Annotated in this window: 25 protein-coding genes; 6 read left to right on the forward strand and 19 right to left on the reverse strand. The window is 50.1% G+C overall.

What is annotated here, in order from left to right; translation table 11 throughout:
- Positions 1–9 precede the first annotated feature (9 nt).
- Together JK198_RS05920 and JK198_RS05925 are read left to right on the forward strand one after the other, a co-directional pair.
- Positions 10–1,335, forward strand: coding sequence for an FMN-binding glutamate synthase family protein (locus JK198_RS05920; protein ID WP_212707506.1), 1,326 nt, complete (start codon positions 10–12; stop codon positions 1,333–1,335).
- 64 nt (positions 1,336–1,399) lie between these two features.
- On the forward strand, positions 1,400–2,698 hold the full coding sequence (locus tag JK198_RS05925) for an ammonium transporter (RefSeq protein WP_249213043.1): 1,299 nt from the start codon (positions 1,400–1,402) through the stop codon (positions 2,696–2,698).
- Positions 2,699–2,784: 86 nt separating this feature from the next.
- Here JK198_RS05925 and JK198_RS05930 read toward each other — a convergent pair whose 3' ends face one another.
- On the reverse strand, positions 2,785–3,144 hold the full coding sequence (locus tag JK198_RS05930; protein WP_212710280.1) for a helix-turn-helix domain-containing protein: 360 nt from the start codon (positions 3,142–3,144) through the stop codon (positions 2,785–2,787).
- Positions 3,145–3,224: 80 nt separating this feature from the next.
- Between JK198_RS05930 and JK198_RS05935 the strand changes: the two genes are divergently transcribed.
- Positions 3,225–4,205 carry an NAD(P)-dependent alcohol dehydrogenase gene (locus JK198_RS05935; RefSeq protein WP_212710281.1) on the forward strand — a complete coding sequence of 327 codons (981 nt, stop codon included), beginning with the start codon at positions 3,225–3,227 and terminating at the stop codon, positions 4,203–4,205.
- Positions 4,206–4,341: 136 nt separating this feature from the next.
- Here the strand turns inward: JK198_RS05935 and JK198_RS05940 are convergent, their stop codons facing one another.
- The 13 genes from JK198_RS05940 to JK198_RS06000 all read right to left on the reverse strand — a co-directional run bounded on the left by JK198_RS05940 (position 4,342) and on the right by JK198_RS06000 (position 15,392).
- Entirely contained in the window at positions 4,342–4,947 is a 606-nt protein-coding gene (locus JK198_RS05940; protein WP_212707509.1) for a hypothetical protein, read from the reverse strand.
- Between the two features lie 15 nt (positions 4,948–4,962).
- On the reverse strand, positions 4,963–5,481 hold the full coding sequence (locus tag JK198_RS05945) for a hypothetical protein (RefSeq protein ID WP_212707510.1): 519 nt from the start codon (positions 5,479–5,481) through the stop codon (positions 4,963–4,965).
- Between the two features lie 81 nt (positions 5,482–5,562).
- On the reverse strand, positions 5,563–6,978 hold the full coding sequence (pilV, locus tag JK198_RS05950) for a shufflon system plasmid conjugative transfer pilus tip adhesin PilV (protein WP_212710282.1): 1,416 nt from the start codon (positions 6,976–6,978) through the stop codon (positions 5,563–5,565).
- Between the two features lie 7 nt (positions 6,979–6,985).
- Positions 6,986–7,600, reverse strand: coding sequence for a prepilin peptidase (locus tag JK198_RS05955; protein ID WP_212707512.1), 615 nt, complete (start codon positions 7,598–7,600; stop codon positions 6,986–6,988).
- Positions 7,600–8,067, reverse strand: coding sequence for a lytic transglycosylase domain-containing protein (locus JK198_RS05960; RefSeq protein WP_212707513.1), 468 nt, complete (start codon positions 8,065–8,067; stop codon positions 7,600–7,602). Before JK198_RS05960 ends, JK198_RS05955 begins: the two co-directional genes overlap by 1 nt.
- A 4-nt stretch (positions 8,068–8,071) precedes the next feature.
- On the reverse strand, positions 8,072–8,653 hold the full coding sequence (locus tag JK198_RS05965; RefSeq protein WP_212707514.1) for a type 4 pilus major pilin: 582 nt from the start codon (positions 8,651–8,653) through the stop codon (positions 8,072–8,074).
- Between the two features lie 15 nt (positions 8,654–8,668).
- Positions 8,669–9,751 carry a type II secretion system F family protein gene (locus JK198_RS05970; protein WP_212707515.1) on the reverse strand — a complete coding sequence of 361 codons (1,083 nt, stop codon included), beginning with the start codon at positions 9,749–9,751 and terminating at the stop codon, positions 8,669–8,671.
- The gene (locus JK198_RS05975) at positions 9,748–11,235 is read right to left on the reverse strand and encodes an ATPase, T2SS/T4P/T4SS family (RefSeq protein WP_249213042.1); all 1,488 of its coding nucleotides are present in this window, start codon (positions 11,233–11,235) and stop codon (positions 9,748–9,750) included. Before JK198_RS05975 ends, JK198_RS05970 begins: the two co-directional genes overlap by 4 nt.
- Positions 11,228–11,758 (reverse strand): type IV pilus biogenesis protein PilP, encoded by a 531-nt coding sequence (pilP, locus tag JK198_RS05980; RefSeq protein ID WP_212710283.1) that lies wholly within the window; start codon positions 11,756–11,758, stop codon positions 11,228–11,230. Before pilP ends, JK198_RS05975 begins: the two co-directional genes overlap by 8 nt.
- On the reverse strand, positions 11,745–13,013 hold the full coding sequence (gene pilO2 / locus JK198_RS05985; protein ID WP_212710284.1) for a type 4b pilus protein PilO2: 1,269 nt from the start codon (positions 13,011–13,013) through the stop codon (positions 11,745–11,747). Before pilO2 ends, pilP begins: the two co-directional genes overlap by 14 nt.
- A gap of 5 nt (positions 13,014–13,018) precedes the next feature.
- Positions 13,019–14,638 (reverse strand): PilN family type IVB pilus formation outer membrane protein, encoded by a 1,620-nt coding sequence (locus tag JK198_RS05990; RefSeq protein WP_212710285.1) that lies wholly within the window; start codon positions 14,636–14,638, stop codon positions 13,019–13,021.
- A gap of 8 nt (positions 14,639–14,646) precedes the next feature.
- Positions 14,647–15,048, reverse strand: a complete 402-nt coding sequence (pilM, locus tag JK198_RS05995) for a type IV pilus biogenesis protein PilM (protein WP_212707519.1) — start codon at positions 15,046–15,048, stop codon at positions 14,647–14,649.
- Positions 15,049–15,059: 11 nt separating this feature from the next.
- The gene (locus JK198_RS06000) at positions 15,060–15,392 is read right to left on the reverse strand and encodes a toxin co-regulated pilus biosynthesis Q family protein (protein WP_283092699.1); all 333 of its coding nucleotides are present in this window, start codon (positions 15,390–15,392) and stop codon (positions 15,060–15,062) included.
- Positions 15,393–16,277: 885 nt separating this feature from the next.
- Between JK198_RS06000 and JK198_RS06005 the strand changes: the two genes are divergently transcribed.
- Positions 16,278–16,874: a hypothetical protein gene (locus JK198_RS06005; RefSeq protein ID WP_212710286.1), complete on the forward strand. Its 597-nt coding sequence runs from the start codon at positions 16,278–16,280 to the stop codon at positions 16,872–16,874.
- Between the two features lie 604 nt (positions 16,875–17,478).
- On the opposite strand, the gene ssb1 is transcribed toward JK198_RS06005, so the two are convergent.
- Positions 17,479–18,027, reverse strand: coding sequence for a single-stranded DNA-binding protein (gene ssb1 / locus JK198_RS06010; RefSeq protein WP_212707522.1), 549 nt, complete (start codon positions 18,025–18,027; stop codon positions 17,479–17,481).
- 456 nt (positions 18,028–18,483) lie between these two features.
- Between ssb1 and uvrA the strand changes: the two genes are divergently transcribed.
- Both uvrA and JK198_RS06020 read left to right on the forward strand, forming a co-directional pair.
- Positions 18,484–21,315, forward strand: a complete 2,832-nt coding sequence (gene uvrA / locus JK198_RS06015; RefSeq protein ID WP_212710287.1) for an excinuclease ABC subunit UvrA — start codon at positions 18,484–18,486, stop codon at positions 21,313–21,315.
- Between the two features lie 191 nt (positions 21,316–21,506).
- Entirely contained in the window at positions 21,507–22,571 is a 1,065-nt protein-coding gene (locus tag JK198_RS06020; RefSeq protein ID WP_212710296.1) for an NAD(P)-dependent alcohol dehydrogenase, read from the forward strand.
- 271 nt (positions 22,572–22,842) lie between these two features.
- On the opposite strand, the gene JK198_RS06025 is transcribed toward JK198_RS06020, so the two are convergent.
- The 4 genes from JK198_RS06025 to JK198_RS06040 form a co-directional block, all read right to left on the reverse strand.
- Entirely contained in the window at positions 22,843–23,157 is a 315-nt protein-coding gene (locus JK198_RS06025) for a helix-turn-helix transcriptional regulator (protein WP_212710288.1), read from the reverse strand.
- Between the two features lie 15 nt (positions 23,158–23,172).
- A complete protein-coding gene (locus tag JK198_RS06030) occupies positions 23,173–24,297 on the reverse strand; it encodes an alkene reductase (RefSeq protein ID WP_212710289.1) in 1,125 nt (374 codons plus the stop codon).
- 201 nt (positions 24,298–24,498) lie between these two features.
- The gene (locus JK198_RS06035; RefSeq protein WP_212707526.1) at positions 24,499–25,692 is read right to left on the reverse strand and encodes an amino acid aminotransferase; all 1,194 of its coding nucleotides are present in this window, start codon (positions 25,690–25,692) and stop codon (positions 24,499–24,501) included.
- A gap of 50 nt (positions 25,693–25,742) precedes the next feature.
- Entirely contained in the window at positions 25,743–26,363 is a 621-nt protein-coding gene (locus JK198_RS06040) for a YitT family protein (protein ID WP_212707527.1), read from the reverse strand.
- Positions 26,364–26,444 lie beyond the last annotated feature (81 nt).

Below are 26,444 nucleotides of genomic sequence, written 5' to 3' on the forward strand. Positions count from 1 at the left end.
GAACATAATATGACTGATAAATATAATCCGGCGTTACGCGAATCCGCCACCTATAACCGTACCGTCATTGCAGAAATTCAGCGGGCCGCAGAAACCGGAATTTATGATATTCGCGGCTGGGGGGCCAAACGCAAGGTCCCGCACTTCGATGACTTGCTATTCCTCGGGGCCAGTATGTCCCGCTATCCCCTGGAAGGTTATCGCGAAAAATGCAGTACCGAAGTCGTACTGGGAAGCCGTTATGCTAAAAAACCGCTGGTGATCAGCACCCCGGTAACTATCGCAGGCATGAGCTTCGGTGCTCTGTCAGCGCAGGCTAAAGAAGCGCTGGGCCGTGGCGCTTCAGCGGTAGGTACTTCAACCACCACCGGAGACGGTGGTATGACAGCAGAAGAGCGTGGTCAGTCCAGTAAACTGGTATATCAGTACCTTCCGTCACGTTATGGCATGAACCCTGATGATCTGCGTAAAGCCGATGCGATTGAAGTTGTTTTGGGTCAGGGTGCAAAACCGGGCGGCGGCGGGATGTTGCTGGGACAGAAAATATCAGAACGTGTGGCAAAAATGCGTTGTCTGCCGCAAGGCATTGACCAGCGTAGTGCCTGCCGCCACCCGGACTGGACCGGCCCGGATGACCTGGCAATCAAAATTGCCGAACTGCGGGAAATTACTGACTGGCAGGTACCCATTTATGTCAAAGTCGGCGCAACACGTACCTACTATGATGTCAAGCTGGCAGTTCAGGCCGGCGCAGACGTTGTAGTCGTGGACGGTATGCAAGGGGGGACTGCAGCAACCCAGGATGTGTTTATTGAGCATGTAGGTATTCCTACGATGGCTGCGATACCTCAGGCAGTACAGGCATTACAGGAACTGGGGATGCATCGTGAAGTGCAGCTGATTATCTCGGGCGGGATCCGTAATGGCGCCGATGTTGCAAAAGCTATTGCCCTCGGTGCCGATGCTGTTGCTATTGGGACGGCCGCATTGATTGCACTCGGTGATAATAACCCGCGTTATGCCGAAGAGTACCAGCAACTCGGTTCTGCCGCCGGCTTTTATGATGACTTCCAGGAGGGCAAAGATCCGGCAGGGATTACCACCCAGGATCCGACACTGAGCCAGAGACTCGATCCGATCATTGCCGGAAAAAAACTGGCTAACTACCTGCGGGTGCTGACTCTTGAGGCACAAACCCTCGCCAGAGCCTGCGGTAAATCGCACCTGCATAACCTGGAACCTGAAGACCTTGTCGCGCTGAATGTTGAGGCTGCAGCCATGGCACGGGTTCCTCTGGCCGGAACACACTGGATCCCCGGCCAGCAATATAAATAACCCCGCTTCCTGTTACGGGCCTCAGTGACAGAGGCCCGTTAATCTGTCACTACTGAGGTACCTCATGAAACAAACAATGCTGCTGGCGTTGCCGGTTTTACTGTGCAGTTTTCCGGTATTCGCTGCACCTGTATTAAACAGTGGTGATACAGCGTTTATGTTTATCACGGCCTCACTGGTATTGCTGATGACATTACCGGGACTGGCCCTGTTTTACGGCGGGATGGCACAAAGTAAAAATGTATTATCCGTATTAACGCAAGTATTTAGCGTCACGGCACTGACTGGCGTTATTTTTGTTTTGTATGGCTACAGCTTTTCATTTACCGATGGTCACTCACTAAACCCTGTAATTGGCAGTGGTCAGAAAGTTTTTCTGCGGAATATCACTACAGATTCCCTCACCGGTACCGTACCGGAATATGTTTATGTCTTCTTTATGCTGACTTTTGCTGCCATCACTCCGGCGCTAATTACCGGCGCATTTGCTGAACGGATACGCTTCTCTTCGATGCTGGTTTTTATTGCTCTGTGGGCCACTATTAACTATATCCCGCTGGCACATATGGCCTGGGGCGGCGGCTGGATCGCTGCATTGTCGGTACAGGATTTTGCCGGGGGCGATGTTGTACATATTAATTCCGGGGTAGCCGCCCTGACGGCTGCAATCATGATTGGCCGTCGTCAGCAATTTCGGACATCCGCACTGATTCCCCACAATATGACAATGACGATGACCGGCGGCTCTCTGCTGATGCTCGGCTGGCTGGGTTTTTGCGGCGGCTGTGCGCTGGCAGCTAACGGTTACAGTATGCTGGTGATTCTTAATACCCTGCTGGGCGGATTCGGAGGAGCGCTGTCCTGGATGCTTCTCGAATGGCGGATTCATAAACGTCCCGGTTTACTTGGCATTATTACCGGTGCCGTGGCGGGGATGGTCGGAATTACTCCGGCCTGCGGATATACCGGACCTGCCGGGGCAATCTGTGTCGGCTTACTGACCGCGCCTGTGTGTCTGTTTTTTATTGGCCGAATTAAACAACGTCTGAATATTGACGACGCCTTCGATGTCTTCGCTATTCATGGTATCGGCGGTATTGTCGGGGGAATACTGACCCCCGTGTTTGCCCTGACCCTTCTGGGAGGAAGCGGTTTTTCTGCCGGACGTCACCTTACGGAACAATTACTGGTGAATGTCGGAGTCATTCTGTTTACTCTCGTCTTTTCTGCACTGACCAGCTGGATTGCTTTAATGCTGGCGGCAAAAATATGCGGCGGATTGCGCACCAGCCGTGAAAACGAAACAGAAGGCCTGGATATTACAGAACACGGTGAAACCGGATATCGTTTCGGTAATAACTAGCCCACAGCCTGTCAGTGATAAGGAAAATCTTTCACTGACAGGCTATTCACTCCGCCCATAACAACAAACACACCGTGCCCGCGCTGCTATTCTGCAAATTTTTCTCCCCAGTCACGCATGCTCAGTAATACAGGTTCAAGGCTCCTTCCCAGCCTGGTCAGTGAATATTCGACACGGGGAGGGACTTCCGGATAAATTTTGCGGGTAACTATCCCATCAGCTTCCAGTTCACGCAATTGCAGTGTCATCATTCTGGGTGTGGCAGATGCTGTTCGCCTGCATAACTGGTTAAACCTTAAGGTTCCGCCAAGAAGATGGAATAAAATCACGGGCTTCCAGACACCGCCAATCACAGACAACGTAACTTCAACGGCACACCCGGTACGCTGAGGTTTCCGTATCCGTGATTTACTCACTGTTTTATTCTGCTCTTCACTATCATTCATGATACTACCTGCTTTATTTGTACGTACTTACAATAAATATATTTTCCTGTCAGGCTACTCTTTTTACAAGGAGCATCATTATGAAAGGCTATATCCTGACAGGAAATATTTCACCGGCACTTCATCTGACAGAGTTACCGGCACCGGAACCCGGCGAAGAACAGGTGCGAGTAGATATAAAAGCGGTTTCTCTGAACTACCGTGATCTGCTGGTCGCAGAGCAGACACAAGGAGATATTCCTCTTTCCGACGGAGCCGGCGTTATCAGTGCAGTTGGTTCAAAAGTCACCGGATTAAAGGTCGGTGACCGGGTGGTGATCGGTTTTATGCCCGGCTGGGCAGGAGGCGAATTTTCTGCAGAAAAGCAGGCCAGCTCCCTCGGCGGGCCGGGAGTTAATGGTGTGCTGACAGAACAGGTCAGGGTACCGGCTTCCGGTGTCACCCTTATCCCGGACAGCATGTCATTCGAACAGGCCGCCACCTTGCCGTGTGCCGGTGTCACTGCATGGTCAGCACTGTTTGAACGTCGTCCGTTGCAACCCGGGGAAACCGTCTTACTGCTGGGTACCGGAGGGGTTTCTGTGTTCGCACTTCAGCTGGCAAAACTGGCGGGAGCGCGCGTCATTATCACCTCTTCTTCCGATGAGAAACTACAACGGGCGAAAGCTCTGGGGGCGGATTACACCATCAATTATAAAACGAACCCTGCATGGGCTGATGAGGTTCTGTCACTGACCAACGGCACAGGCGCAGACTTAACAGTAGATGTTGCCGGTCCTCAGACATTAAATGACTCCCTGAAAGCGACCCGGTTTGGCGGACGTATCTCTCTGATGGGCGTACTCACCGGTTTCAGAGGTCCCATTGATACACTGTCTGTTCTTGAGAAACGTATCACACTGCAAGGGATTTATGTCGGCCCTGTCAGTACTCTCAGCTCACTGGTCAGGACCGGTATCGAGCCTTATATTGATCAGGTTTTTGACTTCTGCGAAGCAGAGTCTGCCTATACAACGCTGAGAGAGAAGAGCCATTTCGGTAAACTGGTCATTCGTATTTAGTATCCAAAGGTATAAACCGGCCGGAGCCTAATCTCCTCCGCCACGAGTAAAAAGGCGGCAACGTTATCCGCTGCCGCCTGTGTGCTCTCCGGAATATCACCAACCCGTTACGGGCCGGCTTTACCCTTCAGCCGGATTATTTATGAACGTAATAACTTGCATAACGTGACTGTTCAATATTGGCAGTCCAGCGGCCTGCAACCACATTATTATCCCAGCCATACCAGTTCGGGTAAGAGGCTGATGCAATCCCAATTGAGCAGTTAGTGGTCGGGTTATGGACATACCCCCCGCGATAGCTTCCCTGTGTCCAGCGCCGTACGACGACCTGAATCGGCTGAGCGTAATAGCCGGGAGCAACATTGATATTCCAGTTGTAGTTAGTGCTGAAACTTTGCTGATGGCTATAGTTAGCACTCACATTGAACAGACTCAATGCATCACCAATCACCGGTATTTTACTCAGATTTAAACCTACGGTGCCGCCCCACTGATAACCCGTGGTTTTGGTCTGTCCCCAGATATAAGTACAGCCAGTCACGCCGCCAGAGCCTTTCGGACATAAATACACCGGCCCGCGCCAGATCCAGTCTTCCCAGGTATTGCGATCCTGAGTCTGGGCAAAGGCTTTCGAATTACTGGTCAGTAATACATTTTCTGTATGTCCGACAAAACAGGTGGCCGCAAAACTATTCGATAGCGGAATCAGTGCCGCTAATAATGTCAGTGAAATTTTCTTCATTATTTGTCCCCTGAATTATTGGAAGATCTGGTCCGGCGTATTATCGGAACTCACAGACGACGTGGTTTTCTCGTCTGAGAATAATTCGGCAGAGTACTGGCTGGTTGTCAGCTCAACCGGCGTCATCAGATAACCATCACCTGACGGTGATGTTTTAAACATAATGGCATCTGCCGCAACTGAAGACCCGATAATCTGACTGGCTAACTGCGCGGCTTTGGTACTGCCTTTACTGCCATCGAAAATAACCTGTTTGCCATTATTTAATGCCTGAATTACCGTGTTTTTTAATGACTGGCCGGCATTCAGTGAATCACCCACTAATAAAATATCGTAATTATCGGCACTGCCTGCGGTATATTTTGTTTTAAGGTAGTTAAATACCCCGCCATTACTGTCAGACAGAGAATAATAAACCGGTGTTGTTGCTGCACTCACTGGTTCCTGAGTTGCTGACGTCTCTGCTGCCATCCCACTGCCAACAAACGTTCCTGCCAGCGAGAAAGCCAGTATGCTTTTCATCATCTTATTCATTATAAACCCCGTAGTTATAGAGAGTGATATATACTGCCAATCGTTTTATATTGAGAACACCTCCTTATATTTATTTTAAATTTACTGATAGGCTGATAATGAGAACTGACCATTACCACATCCATAAGCCTGAGCCGGGTGTGATACCACAGAAAATCCGGCGCCAGGCGGAATAGCGAAAATAACCGATGAGCTGGGTGTAATATTTTTACCCTGACTACTGTTATTCGCCACCAGAATGCCATTAACCATCGCCCGAAGATCAGAGAAGTTATAACAATATCCGTCTCCGGCCACCCGACTCAGTGACGTATTCCCGCCACTGGCTGATATCCATACCATCTCTCCGGTACCATTCACGCCCTGATATATCCCGCTACGTCCGCCAAGACTGGTCAGATGAATATTATTTTTCATAAACCCGACCCACTGGCCGTTATAGCAAATTAAAATACCGGCACTTCCGCCATTGGCAATTAATCCGTCATCACTACAGGGGGTATTCAGTGAGGCACTGCCTTTAATATCCAGATATTCCCTGGCTGTCATCCTCCCGTCAGCGGATATTTTTCCTGCCTGAATTTCTCCGGCCGTTGAAATTCCTTTGTCTTTCCAGACCCTGACCCATTGATCATCATTCATATAGAACCCGCCGTTATGGGTACTATTAATCCAGCCTTTATCTCCGCGGGTTACCAGTGAGCCGCCCACTGAGCGAATATCCGTTTCAGCGGTGATATTGCCACCACTCCATATCCCTGATTTTGCAGAAAGATTACCCGATGATACCCCGTCACTGACCGAGATATCCCGTGCTGTAATCTCGCCGGCATTACGCAACTGATGGCGAGTCAGGTCTATATCCGCATGCATCTGATTCAGCTCCGGATGTCCGGTAACGGCATAACGGTACAGTCTGTCACTTTCACTAAAAACACTATGCATAGTATCTGCAGAGAGTAATATGGCGAGATGTCCCCGGCTTGCCGGAATTCCGGATAACGCCGTGTTTATCTGCCAGCTGCCATCAACCCCTGTTGCCTGATTATCTTCACTGATATATCCCGACTCACCATGCATTAGACGTGCAATATAACGCATTCCTTTTTCACTCAGGGGGTCGCCCTGCCGCGAAAGAAGTAATCCGGTAATATTTTTATTTGTAAGATTGTCGAGGGTAAAAAAAATACTATACTGCTGTCCCTGATTATTCTTCAGAAAGATATTTTTACCCAGATAACCTTGCTGTTGTAATTGCCTGGCGGTGACTGCAACCACTTTTTCTGCCAGCAGCGATTTCTGTAAATCCGCATAATGATCTTTAAGATAATATTCTGCCGCCTCGGAAAAAATATTAGTTTGCCTGGCCGTTACCATCCACTCCTGAAGCTGTAAATAATCACTGTAACGCTGATAACCTATCGGTGCAGCAATAAGAATCAGGGCCAGTACCAGACTCAGTGAAAAAAGAGTATCTCCTCGATGTATTTTTATCATACATTTATTATATCTTTATTAAATTAATGAAACCTGTCATTGACCATAGGGCGAAAGCAACAAAAAAATATGGCGCATAGGGTAATACCCTTTTATTAATCATCAGAGCGGAAAGAAAAAGCAACAAAAAACCACTTCCGGCCACCATACATATTTCACGCCATCCCATCCAGAAACTCATTCCGCTAATAAAAAAGATATCTCCCTGGCCGATAGAGTCCTGATTTATGGACAGCGAAATTATCCTTACCAGCTGAAATGATGAAAAGAAAACCACCCAGACAATAGAGCAGTTGATTATTTTATCAGTGCCACATTGTAATAAGATGATTAATAATCCGCTCAGCGTGAAACTCATCGTAAAACGTAATGGCAGCCAGAAATTACTGATATCAATAACGGTAAATAAAATTCCCCATACTAAAAATACCCCGATCACTGGCGGGCTGGCGGGAGGTTCAGGCACCACCAGATACATACCGTAGAGTGCACTGAACATCCCCGTCACTGACAGCATCAGCGTAGCTGCGGGCTGGATCCCCTGATGTCCGCGAATAAATTGTTGTGACTGCCTGACCATCAGGATACCCGCCGGGATAAATAACAGTATGCTGCTGAGCATTAGTCCTCCTCCCGCTGTGAATACCTGATATATGTCAGATAAACCTTATGAATATAGCGCTGCCTTGCCGGATCCCGGCCCTGTAAAAAACCCGTATTATAGGTCGCCAGACAGGCCCAGTTATTGCCACAATACCTCAGGTGACGGGCCAGAATCGCGGCTCCGGTGTCAATATTCAGGCACCCGTCTTTCAGCAAATCAGCTGCCGAGGTGATCCGATGCTGGCGGATAAGCCCGGCAATATGTACCGAATTAATCTGCATTAAGCCATAATCCCTGCTGATAACCCGGCCCTGCAGGTTCCGGTTAACACCGATACGGTCAGCCACACCATGACTCTCAACCTCACTGATCGCCCTCAGTAAATTCACATTAAGATGGTAATGGCGGGCCGAACTTTCAAAACAATCGGCGGCAGTACAATGCAGGGATAACAGGGATAGCACAGCAAGCAGCCAGCCTTTCATGCTGTCAGTTCGCGCTGTAAAATTCGAGACGGTTATTATCCTTACCGCCCTCTGCAGACTGGCAATCTGCTGCTGCCATCGCCGCCCCCTGACTACTGGTATAATCATGGCCGTTGACACGGATATGATCGATAAAGGTGGTACTGCCGAGTTTAGTGATCAGTGTGGTACAGGCTTCGTCAGGAACACCGTCATAGCGCAGTACAAACCCGCTATCACTCCCCTGTCCTGATACACTGTCCGGAGCCAGAGTGACACTTTTCCCCCACAGGTTATTCAGAATTGCCTGCCCGGACGATTTATCTCCCATAATCGCCATATTGCCAGGCGCACCACCAAAACGGATCAGCGCCCCGGTCATTTCCCGGTCCGAAGCGAACTGATAACTCCCTCCGACTTTCAGCATATTACGGGTATTGGTCATCAACTCACTGATATTCCCCATCTCAGTATTAGTATCATTACGGCTGAATAACCCGCTTCCCACACTGATGCCAATCACCAGAACAATAAGTGAGATAGTGATCCAGATTCCGGCTTCGAACAACGAGATAGCACCCCGATGTACCCGTGTTGCTGTAGTCATTTTTTTTTCCTCTGATCATTGATGCACCGAAATAAGATTGTTCAGATCCTGGGTAGAAAGCAGAATTAAAATCATGTAGCCGGCATTCAGGCTAAGGCAGACATATCCTGTCATTGTTGCCGTTCTCTTGATCTGCTGAACTGTTTTTACCAGCCAGTCGCTGGCAAAATTCTCAATAATATTTTCCGCATTATCTGCGGCAGTCAGTACCCGTAGCTTTTTGACAGTTTCTGCTGAAGGGAAGGCATAGCCCGTCGCAAAAAGCGCTGCCCCCAGATGTTTACCCTGCCAGACCTGCTGCAAAGTGGCTTCCAGCCTTTCGTACAGCCAGGGAGAAGCCCGCTGCATTAACTGCCGGAGACTCTGCTCTGTTTTTACCTGAGCACGTAATAAGGCAGAAATATTCAGCAGGAAGCTGACACCCTGAATATCCCGGTACAGTTTCCACGGCAGCAGGTGATCAAGCAGATGGCAGCGTACCCGCCCTGTCAGATTAGGCAGTGACCAGATAACCCATGCCAGCAGTAAAATAGTGCCTGTGATAATGAACAATAGGTTATCGCTCAGGCCGCGGGACAGGACAGATAAAGCACGCAGTGATCCCTGCCACTGGTCTTCACTGACCAGCGCCGCCAGACGCGGAAGAAAACGATGGCTGACCAGCTGAACCATAAACAGACAAGACACCAGCAGCAGGCACGGGTAAGCCAGTGCCGAACTGCAGGCGGAACGCATCTCCTTTGTTGCTCTGGCGATGGTCATGGCACGGCGAATCGCGGCAGCAAGATCTCCGTCACTGACGCCGGTACTGAGAAGTAAAAGTTCCTGTTCCGGCACCCAGCCACGTAAACCTTTATCCAGCGACATACCGCAGGTCAGTGCTTCAGCGATGTCCTGCAGGCAGTAAACCCGCGGGCTTTTTGCCGAACGATCACTGAGGATCAGCGTATTAACGGCATCAGCCAGTTTGAACTGGTTTTCCAGTAAAAAAGCTAAATCATCGTACAGACTGATCCGGTCATTACCGGAAAAAGTTTTTAATGCCAGCTGACGGCTCAGGCGTTCACTGTGCTCACGCCACGGCAGACTCTGTTTCATTGCCCGCCACCTCCCTGCGCTATATGATCTTCATCTAAAGGACTGATCAAATCGGCTTCGAGGGGATCGGCCATCCCCTGGCGGAGATAATCTTTCAGATGGGCGGTACGGGTAATCCCCTGCTGGTGTTCCAGCCAGTAATCACGGGCTGCTGCTTTACCTTTATAGCGATACAGTTCCATAAACCGCGCATCAGGCCGGATCACCTCAGCGATCATTTTCCGGCCGACGGTACCCTGCCAGCACTCAGGACATCCGTCCGGATGACGGAAACAGAGTTTTTCTGCATCACAATGTTGCTGCAGAAATTCCCGCTGTTGTCCGGACAGAAAGGGTAATTTTTGCTGCCAGCTCAGTTTGCAATTCGGACAAAGTACCGCAATCAGCCGCTGTGCTATCAGACCAATCACCAGCTGAGCATCGGCAATTTCGGGCAACGGCACCCGCAGGGTGTCCGTCAGTCGCTCAAGAATCCCGATAGCGTCGTTGGCGTGCAGTGTTGTTTGTACCAGATGGCCAGACTTTGCAGCACTCAGGGCTGCTCTGACCGAGTTATGATCACGGATCTCACCGATGATCATTGCGTCAGGATCCAGACGCAGCGCCGAAGAGATCCCGCGCGACCATGCCTGGCTTAGCGCTTGCGGATCGGTACGATCGGCAATTACCGGTGTCTGTACCGCACCCGGGATCATCCCTTCGGGCGGATCCTCAATCGTTAACAGTCGTTTACTCTCTAAACTCTGCTGTAGATAAAGCCGGCTGAAACAGCGCAGAGACGTACTTTTACCGGACCCCGTCGGCCCGGAAATAATAATGATCCCTTCCGGACGGCTTAGCATACGGGTAATTAATGTCTGTTGTGCTGGCAGGAATCCCAGTCCGTGCGGTGTCGGCAGTGATTCACTGTCATCAGGTAATAGACGCATAACAACATATAAGCCGAATTCAGCAGGTGTGTGGGCATAACGTGCGCCGAAAATCCCCAGTTGTCCGACAAACTCGCTGCGTAACCGGCCATCCTGAGCTCTGTTGGCATTAAAACTCTTTTCGGTCACATCGCACATAGAGAGTACGATGGTGGCCGCCAACTGCAAACCTTCTTCACGCTCCAGTTGCGCCACAGTCCGGAGCTGGCCATGGATCCGCAGCTGTACCAGGGTGACATCCTGATAGCCAATCAGCAGGTGAATATCTGACGCATTCAGCTTCACCGCCTGACGAAAATAGCTGATCACCCGTGACTGTTGCTCTGAACGGCTCATCTCCGTGGCTGCCCGGCCACTGTCCTGACTGCTCTGTAACTGGCGCAGTTGATCAAGATGCACCGGTTCAAACCGGGTCGCGGGTGCCTGACGCAGTAAGCCCGCCAGTGCCGAGGCTGTCAGAGGGTCATGGCGGTGAGCTTCAGAGAAATAGACCCTGGGTTCCTCTGCTGAATGATCGATATAGATATACGCAGAAATATCCTGGCGATTAATCATTGTTACCCCCGCTGAATGCCAGCAGCTTCGGCGCTTCCCCGGCTCTGCCGATCATCACTTGCCGGGCAGTAATGGCAATAACACGGTACTGACCGTCGGGTAATAGTGTATTTTTTGTGACAGTCAGTGGTTGCCCGCCCGGTATCTGTAACCGGGCATTCAGCTGCTGGCGGTTACCCCAGATTTGGATCACCAGCGGTAACCCGGGCTGTTGTTCACTTTTTACCGGAACCGCTAACCGGGTACCGGCCATATTGTCCGCCACTGGCGGGTTCTCCGCCGCGGGCAAATGTTGCCCGTCTGATATTCCGGCCATTACCGGCGGCTGGTTCGCCTGCAGATATTTATCCAGCTCGCTGCGGGCCCGTGCATTTTCCAGCTTTGCCTGATTAAACAGTGTTTCTTCCTGGATTTTCTCCAGATCACCCAGAGAATATACGTTCGCCGGATCGGCTGCCAGCGCCCGGCCGCCATATATCAAGCCGATCAGGACGCCCCGTATGCTGAAATTAATCAATTTCATATAAACGTCCTTCCACCGTGAACAATAATTTGCCTTCCGTTCTGCTGATATCCAGCCGGATAAAACTGAGGTTCTGAGCCTGCATCACAGCAGAGCTCAGTAATAAACGCGGACTTAAACCTGTCACCAGCGTAAATGTACGCACAGAATAGTGCGCAGCACCGGCAATCGTCTCGCGTTCTGACAGCTGCAATTGACTGTGGGTACGTTGTGCCAGACTCACCAGCGCCGTTAAAGATACCGTTGTCGCCGCTGCCGTGTGATGTACAGCAACCGCAGGCAGGGCAAGTTGTAACTCAGCTTCATCACCGGCACCCGGCAGGTTAAAGCGGTAAGCCTGCGGGCTAAGGCCATCTGCCGACAACCCGCGGATAAAGTCATCAATGGTGCCTGTCCCTTGCATTGAATAGCGGGCCAGTACATGTGCCGGCTCAGCAGTACAACTGACATGGCTGAGTCCCCAGTCCGCAATCATCACCGGCAGACTAACCAGATGCTGCTGGCAGGCGGCAAGCGCGTCACTGAAAGCGGGCTGATGTGCCCACGGCAGTGTCGGCTGCCCGGCGGCCTGCTGACGTTTCTGCTGCAGTAAGTAGCGTTGCGCAGCATCAATACGCTGCTGCTGTTGCCAGTTGTTCCGCCATAACAGTCCGGAAATCACCAGTGCGCAGAGCACCAGCAGCCCGCCGGCCACTCTGAGCCGGGAACGGTGACCTGACGCTTTCAGTCTGAACTTACGCGGCAGCGGCGAAGACTGTGGCAATAAATCATCAAGACACAGACCCGCGATCCCGTCTCCTTTCCCCTCCCCGCCTGGCGTACGGTATTCATGCCACTGAATATCGGGCCGGTTGAGCAGCAAAAATTGCCGGATATGCTGCCGGATCTCATCGAGACTCCCCAGACGATCGCTGAAAGGTGATAACTCCTTTCCGGCTTTGGCAATAAACCAATACAGCCCTTTTTCCAGCCGGCAGACGGCATAACTGTCGGCTGGCATTTCCCGGAGCACGATCAGTGCCAGCGGATAGCTTTTTTCCCGTCCTTTGTTGTCCGGGGAGAGTTCGATCGTTCCCAGCAGACAGCCCGGGTCTCCGGCTGCTTCCGGGGTCAGAATAACGCGGAAAATATGCGGTACATCAGGCAGTCTCTGCCGGATTTTACGCGCTCCCCGGACCGGCAGGTAACGCCACTCCAGCCCCAGCACCAGTTGCCGGCCGGCGTGCAGGATGCAATATGGTTTTATCCCCGACATCACTGTCACCCCATCAGTACCGGAGTGATCAGAATAACCAGTGCCGACTTCCCTTTACTGCCACCCTCTCCGCCACCAAACAGGAAGAAATGTGAATGGTTAACGCCCTGGTGATCGTCACTGTTGCTGACCGACTGATACCCGCTCAGCACCAGAGTCTGGCCTGACTGCATCAATACCCGCTGGGTAAAGATTTTCATCCGGGTTTTCATCAGTTCAATGGATGCATTCTGGCTGGTAAAGGTGCGGAAGGTCGGATCATCTGACATATTAATCGCGAACTGGAGCTGCATACGGGTAGAATCCGGCATCAGATACGGCAGGATAGTCATATTCAGGCCGGTGGTTATCGTCGACTTGCTGATACTGCTGGAAGAACCGACATTCGCCGTATTCTCGGTACTGGTATCGGAGGCATAATCCTGCTGTAAAGCAACCTGCACAGGAACCGCTGACAGGTTAGTGGTCATACTGGATAACTGGGTAACAACACTGAGATGTGTCTGTTCAGCCAGAGCCTTCACCAGGGCCGCACTGCCTTTACCTTTACCGTCCAGAATCGAGATACCACTGCTCATCATTTCACTGGCTGCATCTGAATAAGGTGATGTCAGTGACAGGCCCAGATTGCTGTTATTGAAGACAGCTTTCCAGTCAATGCCCAGCTGATCGTTATCTTTATTATCAATACTATAGACCTGCACATTCAGGACAACCTGGCGGTTGAGCTGCGTATTACGATCACTGATATAACGACCGACATCACTCAATACCTGCGGGGTATCGCGAACCGTAAGCACACCATCAGTGAGATTCATACGCCCTTTTCCCGGTGTCAGCATCATCGAAATAGTACTGGCAATATCACGATACAAGCCGGACTTAATTTCCATAGTGGTCGACTGAGAGGTGGTGTCCGAATCTTTATCAGCCCCGTTTGTCGCGTTCTGACTGCCGGCCGTGGTTGTATTATTCTGATTTTGAGAGGAAGTCGTGCCACTGACCGTGCGGGAATAAAAGCTGGCATTATTATCCATAAATAATACAGGGAATATTTTGGTCGCCAGGTAAGAGATAACAACCCGCTGCCCCTGATATTCCCAGCTCAGTCCCTGGCGGGCAGTGATATTATCCAGCAGTCCGGATACCGGTCCCTGCCAGAAAATATTATTCAGTCCGGAGTTGGCGGAGATTGTATTATCCGGCGCCCCGCTTTCGGGTAAAGGATCGTTCATGGCAGGTTCACGGGTAGTATAACCTTCGGTACTGTCTTGTTTATTCAGTGCATCGGGAGTGATTGTGACAGGAATATGACACTGTTCGGTAATCAGTGAAGAAATCGCTTCAAGCCGGATATCACCCGGATGATTAATGGTCAGATTACAGGCAGGCAAATTGCTGTGACTGCTACGGGAGTTATTTAATGGTTCCGGATTAATCCATTGAGACTGTTCATTAATAACATAGGGATGCGACTTATTAAATGGCATCATAGCATCGGCTTGTGACGTCAGTTGATTATTATTTTTTTCAATGTCACTTATTCTCTGCCAGCTGCTACAGCCGGATAATTGAACAAAAACTAATGATAACATTGCCAGTGTGGTATTTTTTTTGAAATTCATAAACCATTTTATTCCTGGTAATAATAAATAATACTTCCGTCACTGATATCAGGAGGGATATCAATACTGACTGCTTTTCCCTCCATGTCATATAGCTGCTGAGAACGCAGTGTATAAAACAGTCTGCTATGATGACTGAGTAGCATCAGACAGCCTGTTAATCCGGGCTTATCCGCCGTCCATATAAAATGCTGTCCGCCACGCTGCTCGTAATGCAGAATGATCTCGCCGCTGATGTCTTTCTCCGGCATATCCGCGTCTGAATACTGCCACCGTGCCACGGCATGCAGGAAAAATATCGCCTGACGCTGGCAATTCTGGTCACTGATCTCTGTCTGAACCTGCTCCTGTGGTGACAAAAAACTGAATAATAATCCCCCGAGAAAAACTGATAAGATCCAGTAGTACATAATACGGACTCTTAGCGGGTATCGATTACCACCAGACACTGACTCTGATGAATATGAGCATACAGTGGTATCTGTGCTGCTGAATACAGGTTAATTATTTTTGTCACCGAGGATAAATAATCTCCCTGAAAAATAAGAGGTGCATCGACAGGATAATCTACATGCGTCTCCCAGATTATTTCCCAGTGCTCCATTCCGCGGATATCACAGCCTGTTTCGGCAGACCATTGCACCATTCCTTGCTTCAGAGTCATCCCCGCCGGAATGTCATAATTTTGTTTTCTGCTGATCACCGGGGGATAACTACCCCCCGAAAACTGGCTATATCCGGCAGCATTTACCATCGGAGAAAATAGTAAAAATGTCACAAGTAAAAATACTATATTCCTAGTCACTGATTATTTTCTCTGGCCAGAATAAATATTAAATAGCACTAATTGTTAATCATTAAATTCAGTATAAGGAGCCTGATTTACTTAAGCAAACAAAAGTTTACGAAATCCTTACCATGCAACCTAAATAAGATGATACCTCTTTAATCTGGATGTATAACCAACAAATACCAACACTAAACCACAAAAAAAAATAAATAAACAGATTTTAAAACTAATTAGCTGGTTAATTATAACTTTATTTATTTGAAGGTAAGTTATTATCATTACAATAACTACAGGGTCTGCATTTTTGTTTCACTTTTATGACAAAAAATTATTTTTTTCATATTTATAATTATCCGAGTGATTATTAAGATGATGCCAAATAATAAAAATAATATTCCGCATAATAATAGCAGATTAATCTGCCATAACACTTTCGGCAGATGATAAATAGGGATAAATTTCAGGATGGCCGGACAGCGGGTGAATAAATTTACCCGGGGGTATAACGAGACACATCGTCACAGCACAATACGCGATATGGCACCGGCAGAGAGATATTACGGAGAAGCGCCTGCACTGTTGAAATAACGGGATACATTGTACCGGAGTACGAGACAGCAACGTTCTCAACGCAAGTCAGAGAAAATGAGAAAGTGGTAATCTGAGAGACCGGGCTCTCTCTGCATCAGCAGCCGGTAAACAGGCTGTTTAGATTAACCCGGGATAACAGCGGTTCTGATACTTACCGGTTAACGCAGCGCCTGTTTTATAACCAAAATTTACCGGGTGCTTTTAGAGTCATATATATATCATTACATTCGTTAAAATAATTAATGATTTGAGGATATTATGAAACCGACGCTGGTGTTTTTCTCTGCTTTATTTTTATCGGGTTGTGCCTTAACACCGAAAGTAGAAACAGTACAAAGCTATTGGATCTACGATATCAAAACCAATAAAACTCCATCCCAATTAGAAGACTCTGTTGTTAGTGCTATACAATCTCAGATGTCATCATTAGCAGTAGTCAGAAATATTCCGGAAGCATCATTACCTGAGAAACCAGGACGATTCATAATGAGTGATGCGTTCTCAAACACCAACTTTGCTACATTAGCAGCAAATAGCGGAGTCTCATTGAAAATGGTCACCTGTGACGGAGCCTTAGCGACAGCGAGGTCTGATGATACAGGGATGCAAAGCTGGGGGGAAAACACAACCTTCAATAGTTGTTTATGGCAATACAACGGCGGTTACCATTTAGACATTGTTGTGTCATTCACTAATGAGAGTGGTGGTTATGATGCTAAGTCTATAGCTAAAGCGATAATGACTCCGCTGATAGGAAACAGCCAAAATCTCATCCCTGTCCGAATTAATAACATTGAAAAACAAATATCGGAAGGTGGAGAAAATATTAAGTTAGTTGATAGTTATAAAGGATAACAAAAACTACTACTAAAACGCGGGAGATTACCAGGACCTGACCGGATCACAATTCAACCATTTTTCTGTGCAACTGGCGGCAGGTTGTGACTGGCCACTGACTGCAGGGAAACGAGTATACAATTACGGATTATCCGCCTGGTGATCATCCCATCAAATATCGTGAGGACATCATAAAGATTGCAGCATTGTATAGACTGTCAGAAAGCAATAATGAATTAATTATCTTAACTAAATGATTGTGTGAAGAGCTGCGTATCCGTCGGCTTTCTGTCTTTGCTGGAAACCAGTGCGACAGAAGGTTGCTGGCAGGGCGCTACGCCGATCAGACCTGGCAGTCGTATGCTGCTGAACGCGCGTGAAGCGCGACCTGTCGCTGGCGCTGTACCTATAAGTTATTGTTCAAAGAAGAACGACAGACGCCGGGCCAGGGTAAAAAATGCGGGAAATACCGCTAACATCAACCAGTCCCTTATTTTTCTGACTCCCCGTTTTTGACTAAGCTGCCAGAAACTTGCAGATTGTATGGCCCTGAAAAATAAAAAGCCCCTGAATTAACAGGGGCCTATATATATTTTTTTTACAGACAACTCACAAGTCAACTCTAGAACGGGATATCGTCGTCAAAATCCATTGGTGGTTCGCTGCTGGCAGGTGCGCTGCTCTGCTGCGGACGCGCCGCGGCAGGGGCATTACCGCCGCCACTGAACTGATTACCCCCCTGCTGCTGTGGCTGCTGTGGCTGGCCCCAGCCATTGTTGTTGTTTTGTCCGCCGGCAGGTGCTCCGCCTGCATTTCCGCCCTGACGGCCACCCAGCATTTGCATGGTACCACCAACGTTAACCACAACTTCGGTGGTGTAACGATCCTGACCACTCTGGTCCTGCCATTTGCGGGTACGCAGCTGACCTTCAATATAGACCTGAGAACCTTTACGCAGATATTCACCGGCGACTTCAGCCAGTTTGCCAAACAGGACTACACGGTGCCATTCGGTAATTTCTTTGTTCTCACCGGTCTGCTTATCACGCCAGCTTTCCGACGTGGCCAGTGTAATGTTGGTAACCGCACCACCATTTGGCATATAACGGACTTCCGGGTCCTGCCCCAGATTCCCGACAAGTATTACTTTGTTTACGCCGCGACTGGCCATATACGTCTCTCCTGAAGAATAATTACTCTGAGTCTAAGCCGCCAATCATAACACGGCACAGCCGATTATTGATACTTCATAACCCGTTTCACTGTGCGCAGAAGGTCGCATTTCCCCGCGAATACACACAGGGTAAACCGCAGACCGATTGTTCTGTCAGATACGGTAATGCAGGCCGGCAGCCCTGGCCTGGCTGCACTGCAGCCCTCCGGCACAGCAGGTTACAGGCAGAGAGCTTCACAGGTATTCTCTGACCTGAATCTGATAACCATTAAGCAAAACAAAAGGTTGCCTTTTGTCCTGACAGTGATTAATCCCCCGGCCAGCGGCCGGACGGCATTTCCGGTAAACTACTGGATATTTAATCAGTTTATTTTTTATGCCATAATAATATGTTTGATTCTCCCCATGTCTCGCCCGCAGACATGGACGACGCTGATAATCCGGGAAAGGTGAATGGATAAGATCGAAGTACGGGGTGCCCGCACCCATAACCTGAAAAACATCAATCTGATTATCCCCCGCGACAAACTGGTCGTGGTCACGGGTCTGTCTGGTTCAGGTAAGTCGTCTCTGGCATTCGATACGCTGTATGCGGAAGGCCAGCGTCGTTATGTTGAATCTTTGTCGGCCTATGCCCGTCAGTTTCTGTCGCTGATGGAAAAACCGGATGTCGATCATATTGAAGGACTGTCTCCGGCAATTTCTATTGAGCAGAAATCAACCTCACACAACCCGCGTTCAACGGTCGGTACTATTACCGAAATCCACGATTATCTGCGCTTGTTGTTTGCCCGTGTCGGTGAGCCACGCTGCCCTGATCATGGTGTCCCGCTGGCCGCCCAGACCGTCAGTCAGATGGTTGATCAGGTATTACAACAGGATGAAGGCAGCCGGTTAATGTTGCTGGCCCCGGTGATCAAAGACAGAAAAGGCGAGCACCTGAAAACCCTCGAAAATCTTGCTGCCCAGGGATATATCCGCGCACGGATCGACGGCGAGGTGTGCGATCTTTCCGATCCGCCAGCACTCGAATTACAGAAAAAACATACTATTGAAGTGGTGGTTGACCGGTTTAAAGTCCGTGACGATCTGGCGACCCGACTGGCGGAATCCTTTGAAACCACACTGGAATTATCTGGCGGTACCGCCATAGTGGCGAATATGGATGACAATACCGCACCTGAAATGCTGTTTTCGGCCAACTTTGCCTGTCCGGTCTGTGGTTACAGTATGCGTGAACTGGAGCCACGGCTGTTTTCGTTTAATAACCCTGCCGGCGCCTGCCCGACCTGTGATGGCCTGGGAGTACAGCAATTTTTCGATCCGCAGCGGGTGATCCAGAACGACGAACTGTCACTGGCCGGGGGAGCGATCCGTGGCTGGGATCGGCGTAATTTTTACTATTTCCAGATGCTGCGCTCGCTGAGTGAGCACTACCAGTTTGATATTGAAGCGCCGTTTAATACCCTGAGTGACAGCGTTAAAAAAGTGATCCTTAACGGCTCGGGAAAAGAAAATATCGAATTCAAATATGTGAACGATCGCGGTGATACTTCTGTGCGCCGCCACCCGTTTGAAGGCGTATTACATAATATGGAACGCCGCTACAAAGAAACGGAATCCAATGCGGTACGTGAGGAACTGGCGAAATATATCAGTAACCGTTCCTGTACCAGTTGTCATGGCACCCGGTTACGTAAAGAAGCCCGTAACGTGTTTGTCGCCGAAACAACATTACCGCAGATCTCCGAAATGAGTATCGGCCATGCCACTGAATTTTTTGCGGCACTGGCATTAACCGGACAACGGGCAGCCATTGCCGAAAAAATACTGAAAGAAATCAGCGAACGGCTGAGTTTTCTGGTCAATGTCGGCCTGAACTATCTTTCCCTGTCCCGCTCTGCGGATACCCTTTCCGGGGGAGAAGCTCAGCGTATCCGCCTTGCCAGCCAGATTGGCGCAGGGCTGGTCGGGGTAATGTATGTACTGGATGAACCCTCAATTGGCCTGCACCAGCGTGATAACGAGCGTCTGCTGAATACCCTGATCCACCTGCGTAATCTGGGGAATACGGTTATCGTCGTCGAACATGATGAAGATGCCATCCGTGCCGCCGATCATGTGATTGATATCGGCCCGGGCGCCGGTGTACACGGTGGTCAGGTGGTGGCAGAAGGGGACGTTAACAGTATTATGGCCAACCCGGAGTCACTGACCGGGCAGTTCCTGAGCGGTAAACGCAAAATTGATGTTCCTGAACAGCGGGTAAAAGGAGATCCCGGGAAAGTGTTAAAACTGACCGGCGCACGGGGTAATAACCTGAAAGACGTTACCCTGACTCTGCCTGTCGGGCTGTTTACCTGTATCACCGGTGTGTCTGGCTCAGGTAAATCAACCCTGATTAACGATACCCTGTTCCCTCTGGCCCAGCGTCAGTTAAACGGTGCCACTATTATTGAACCGGCCCCTTACCGCGATATCAGTGGTCTGGAGCATTTTGACAAAGTGATTGATATCGACCAGAGCCCGATAGGCCGTACCCCGCGTTCTAACCCGGCGACCTATACCGGTATTTTTACCCCGGTGCGTGAACTTTTCGCCGGGGTACCGGAGGCACGGACGCGCGGTTATACGCCGGGCCGTTTCAGCTTTAATGTGCGGGGCGGACGCTGTGAAGCCTGCCAGGGCGACGGGGTAATTAAGGTTGAGATGCACTTTCTGCCGGATGTTTATGTGCCATGCGATCAGTGCAAAGGTAAACGCTATAACCGTGAAACCCTGGAAGTAAAATATAAAGGGAAGAATATTCACGAAGTGCTGGAAATGACCATCGAAGAAGCCCGTGATTTCTTTGAAGCTGTGCCGGCACTGTCCCGCAAGCTGCAGACCCTGATGGATGTCGGCTTGTCCTATATTCGTCTTGGTCAGTCAGCAACGACACTGTCAGGTGGTGAAGCGCAACGTGTCAAACTGGCACGTGAACTTTCTAAACGCGGGACCGGTCAGACCTTATATATTCTCGATGAGCCAACCACCGGGCTGCACTTTGCTGATATCCAGCAATTACTGACGGTACTGCATCAGTTGCGCGACCAGGGCAACACTATTGTGGTTATCGAACATAATCTGGATGTGATCAAAACGGCGGACTGGATTGTTGATCTCGGCCCGGAAGGTGGCAGTGGTGGTGGTGAAATCCTGGTCGCCGGCAGTCCGGAAACTGTCGTGGAATGCGAACAGTCACATACAGCCCGCTTCCTGAAACCACTGCTTAATAAGCATTAATTTCAGTCAGTTAAATAATAGTTATTTCTGCCGCCGTGGCCTGTGCCTGATATAAGTTCAGAAACAGGCCACATTCAGCGACAACCTGCGGGGCCTGCACCGCGTCTGGTGGCTATGCTTAGCAACAGGTTCCGTCCCTCTGCGCAATTCCGGCAACGGAGTTGTCTGTTATCTGTCTGACAGGAGAAATGATGAATATTATCCACGCCTATGCTGCACAGAACGAAAATTCCCCCCTCGCCCCGTTCAGCTACCAGCCACGCCAGCTGCGTGACCATGATGTACAGATTGAGATTCTGTTCTGCGGCGTCTGCCATTCAGACCTTCACCAGGCGCGTAATGAGTGGCATAACACGGTATTCCCGGTCGTACCCGGCCATGAGATCGTCGGCCGGGTCACGGCTACCGGCAGCCGCTGCAGCAGGTTTACTGTCGGTGATCTGGTCGGCGTCGGTTGTATGGTCGACTCCTGCCGCAGCTGCCCGGACTGTCAGGAAGGTCTGGAACAATATTGTGAAAACGGTTTTGTCGCGACCTATAACGGTACTGACCGCTTCGATGGCAAAACGACTTTTGGCGGGTATGCTTCTGATATCGTGGTGCACGAAGACTTTGTACTGCGGGTCCCGGCGCATCTGGATCTGGCTGGTGTTGCACCGCTGCTGTGTGCAGGTATTACCACCTACTCACCGCTGAAGCACTGGAAAGTCGGTCCGGGTAAAAAAGTCGGTATTGTCGGGCTGGGCGGACTGGGTCATATGGGGGTGAAGATTGCCCATGCAATGGGGGCCAAAGTCGTGCTGTTTACCACCTCGCCGTCAAAAGTAGCCGATGGCAAACGGCTCGGGGCCGATGAGGTTGTGATTTCGAAAGATGCAGAGCAAATGGCTCAGCATACCAACAGCTTTGATTTTATCCTGAATACTGTTGCCGCGACCCATGACCTGACCCCCTTTATTAACCTGCTGAAGCGGGACGGTAATATGACTCTGGTGGGCGTGCCTGAGCATGACCACCCGGCCCCGTCAGTCGCCAGTCTGATATTTAAACGCCGCAGTGTATCCGGTTCACTGATTGGCGGGATTGCCGGGACCCAGGAAATGCTCGATTTTTGTGGTCAGCACAATATCACTTCTGATATCGAACTGATTGATATCGCACAGATCAATGAAGCCTATGAACGGATGCTGAAAAGCGATGTGAAATACCGTTTTGTCATTGATATTAATACCCTGCGCGATCACGCCGCGGCCTGATCTGCCGAATATAGCGGGCAGATCCTTGCCCGCCATCACATTCGCAGTCTCGCGGATCGCCCCTCGCCGATAGCTGACCAACACAAAGTATATCGATGGTATTTCAGGCCAGCGGGCCGGGTTTCAGCCACCCTGAGCCATTTATCATGTTGCAGATGTTGACCTGCCCGGTTAGCGACCAGCCAAAGGCATACTTTATGCAACGGCTGTCCGCGGAGTACAGGAGATATTATCATCCGTAAAGGCTGCCCGCCTGATGACCGGCAGCCGGTCAGAGCGCCTGCAAATGTCCGACCACTACCGCCGTCAGTTGCCGGATCATCGTTTCATTACGGCGATAGTAAGTCCACTTACCCACTTTACTGGCCTCAAGCAATCCGGCTTCGGATAATGCTTTAAGGCACAGGGATGTTGCGGGCTGAGATAATCCGGCTTTTTCACTGATCAGCGAAGCACAGACACCATACACCGGGAAATCATAAAGCTGGCTGTAACCTGCAAATGCGGTGTGCGGATCTTTCAGCCATTGTAATACCGACATACGGGTCGGGTTGGCCAGAAGCTTTATGGCGTTCTCTGGTGTCATGCAGCCTCACATCATTCAGGGGCGATATACGGGGTAATCAGTATACCCTGCGTCGCTGCCGCCATACAGCGATGATGCGTCGGTGCTGTTCAGCGGGTAATTATTCTGCAAACGTGCAGGTAAATCAGGGTTAGCGATAAAGGTTCTGCCAAAGCCAAATAAATCAGCCCAGCCGTTTTTCAGTACCCGCTCTGCTTTCTGCCGTGTATAGCGCCCGGAACAGATAATCGGTGAGCGGAAGACTTCCCGCAGACGCTGGCGGAAGTCCTCTGGTAAATCAGGGCTGTTATCCCAGTCAGGTTCGGCGATTGACAGATAACCAATCTTCATTTCATTCAGCATCGCCGCTGCAGTCAGGTAGGTATGCTGCGGATCGGGCTCTACCAGTCCCAGGTAGACGCGGTCTTCATCGGTGCTGCTGAACAGTGGCGCGAAACGTACCCCGACTTTCTGGCTGCCAAACACGGAACTGACGGCCTCAGTCACTTGTTTCAGAAAACGCAGACGGTTTTCCAGGCTGCCGCCGTATTCATCGCTACGGAAATTAGTATGTTCGGAAATAAACTGATTAATCAGGTAGCCATTGGCGGAATGTAATTCCACACCGTCGAATCCGGCCTGTCTGGCATTAATCGCGGCCTGGCGGTACAACTCCACCAGCTCACGGACTTCTTCGGTGCTCAGTTCACGGGGCACCGAAGGTGCGGTCAGTTCACCGGTCGACGGGCCTGTTTCGATAAATACCCGGACATTGGTCGCCGGGACTGCAGAAGGCGCGACCGGCTGTCCGCCCCCGGGCTGAAGAGCGTGATGGGAAACACGGCCGACATGCCAGAGCTGGCAGAAAATCACACCACCTTGCTGATGCACTGCATCGGTCACTTTACGCCAGCCCGCAATTTGCGCCTCACTGTGGATACCCGGCGTCCAGGCATACCCCTGGCCACGGGGTTCTATCTGGGTACCTTCCGTGACCATAAACCCGGCACTGGCACGCTGACGGTAATAGTCGACCATCCTGTCACCGGGAATATTCCCCGGCTGAAGGCTGCGACAGCGGGTCAGCGGTGGTAAGACAATACGGTTTTTTAAACTGGTCCCTGACATATCTAACGGACTAAAAAGCGACAGTTCCTGCACAATGATTTTCCCCGGTTCAACAAATAAGTTGCGTCATTATATTTACACATTTAAATATTTAAATGTGTAAATATATAAAATCAGCGGGAAATTAAAAAAACAAATAATTATCATAGGGATAAAATTGATATCACCGCACGATCTGCTTAGCCGCCCCTGCTTTCTGTTCCGCTGGCGCAGAAAACAGGGGCAGTTTCAGTCTCAGATCACCGCAGCAAAAGCCTCGGCCACCTGATGGATATTCCGGCTGTTCAGCCCGGCGACACACATCCGGCCACTGCTGATCAGATATACCCCGAATTCCTCGCGTAATCTGTCCACCTGCCGGGCACTGAGCCCCGTATAACTGAACATTCCACGCTGTTTTTCCAGATAACTGAAATCACGTCCCGGCAGCGCCAGGCTGAGTGCGGTGACCAGCGCCTGGCGCATATCCAGAATACGCAGCCGCATCTCTTCCAGTTCTGCCAGCCAGCTGGCCCGTAATTCGTCATCATTCAGGATCGTCATCACCAGTCTGGCGCCGTAAGATGGCGGGCTGGAGTAATTACGACGAACCGCGGCTTTTAACTGCCCAAGAACACAGTCAGCTTCATTGCTGCTTTCACAAAGTACCGACAAACCGCCAACCCGCTCCCCATATAAAGAAAATATTTTAGAGAATGAGTTACTGATCAGGGCCGGTAAACCGGCTTGCGCGGCGGCACGGATCCCATAGCAATCCTGCTCAGCGCCGGCACCAAAGCCCTGGTATGCAATATCCATAAACGGGATCAGTTTACGGGCTTTCAGAACCTCAATCGTCTGGTCCCATTGCGCTGTCGTCAAATCTGCACCGGTCGGATTATGGCAGCACGGATGCAGTAATACGATGCTTTGTTCCGGCAGGCTGTTCAGCGTGGCGATAAACTCCGCAAATTGTACCCCGTGGGTTGCATTGTCATACCACGGGTAATGGTTAACTCTGAAACCGGCACCCTCAAAAATAGCAATATGGTTTTCCCAGGTCGGATCACTGACCCACACTTCAGAGGCAGGAAAATAGTTTTTCAGAAAGTCAGCACCAACTTTAAGGGCTCCTGAGCCCCCGAGAGTCTGGATGCAGGCGATACGACCATTGTCTGCCAGCGGGTTATTCGCCCCGAACAGCAAGGTAACAATGGCGTTCCGGTACCCGGCCAGCCCTTCCATCGGTAAGTAAAGTGATGCCTCTCGCGGGATGTCCTGCAGCCGTTTTTCTGCTTCAGCAACAGCCCGTAATTGCGGAACGATGCCCTGTTCGTTGTAATAGAGACCAATGCTCAGGTTGACTTTGGCAACACGCGGATCTTCTTTATATTTTTCCATCAACGAGAGGATGGGATCGCCACCATAGGCATCGACATGTTGAAACACGTTGTACTTCTCCATCATTGTTCAGTGTGAGTTAGCCGCTGACGTCTGTGCTATACCCTGTAGCGGCCGGGACGGTGATTCATTGCAATAATCAGATTCAGTAGTACTGCGCCACAGACTGACGCCAGCAACATCGGCACAGACACCACCCACAGAGAAGCCAGCACCACACAGGTATCGACCGCCATCTGTAATTTCCCGGCACGCAAGCCGATCCGTTGCTGCAGCCAGAGCGCCAGGATATTAATCCCTCCGAGGCTGGCTTTATGACGAAACAGCACAATGAATCCCATTCCCATCACAATATTACCAAACAGGGCTGCATAGAAAGGGTTAAGCTGAGAAAAATGAATAAATAACGGATGCAGGTGGGTAAACAACGAAACCATGCCTACTGCAGTGAAAGTTTTCAGCGTAAATTCCCGGCCCATTTGCCTGACCGACAACCAGTAAAAGGGCAGATTAATCAGGAAAAACGCACTGCCGAAAGATAAGGGCGAAATATAACTGATCAGAAATGCTATTCCGGCGGTACTGCCGGTCAGTGCACCTGCCTGCTTCAGCATAATGATCCCGAAAGAGACCAGCAGGGTGCCAAATACTATCGCCAGTGCATCTTCTGCCAGGCTGTGGGGGACGTTTTCCGCTGCTGCGGTTTTTATCACTGTCATAACAACATCCTAATCGCTCAATAAGCACAAACCCTGTATTAAGCAATAATCACGCCACACTGATGCCCTGCACTGGCTGGC

This window comes from Tatumella sp. JGM91 (assembly GCF_018257575.1).
GTDB classification, from domain to species: domain Bacteria; phylum Pseudomonadota; class Gammaproteobacteria; order Enterobacterales; family Enterobacteriaceae; genus Tatumella; species Tatumella punctata.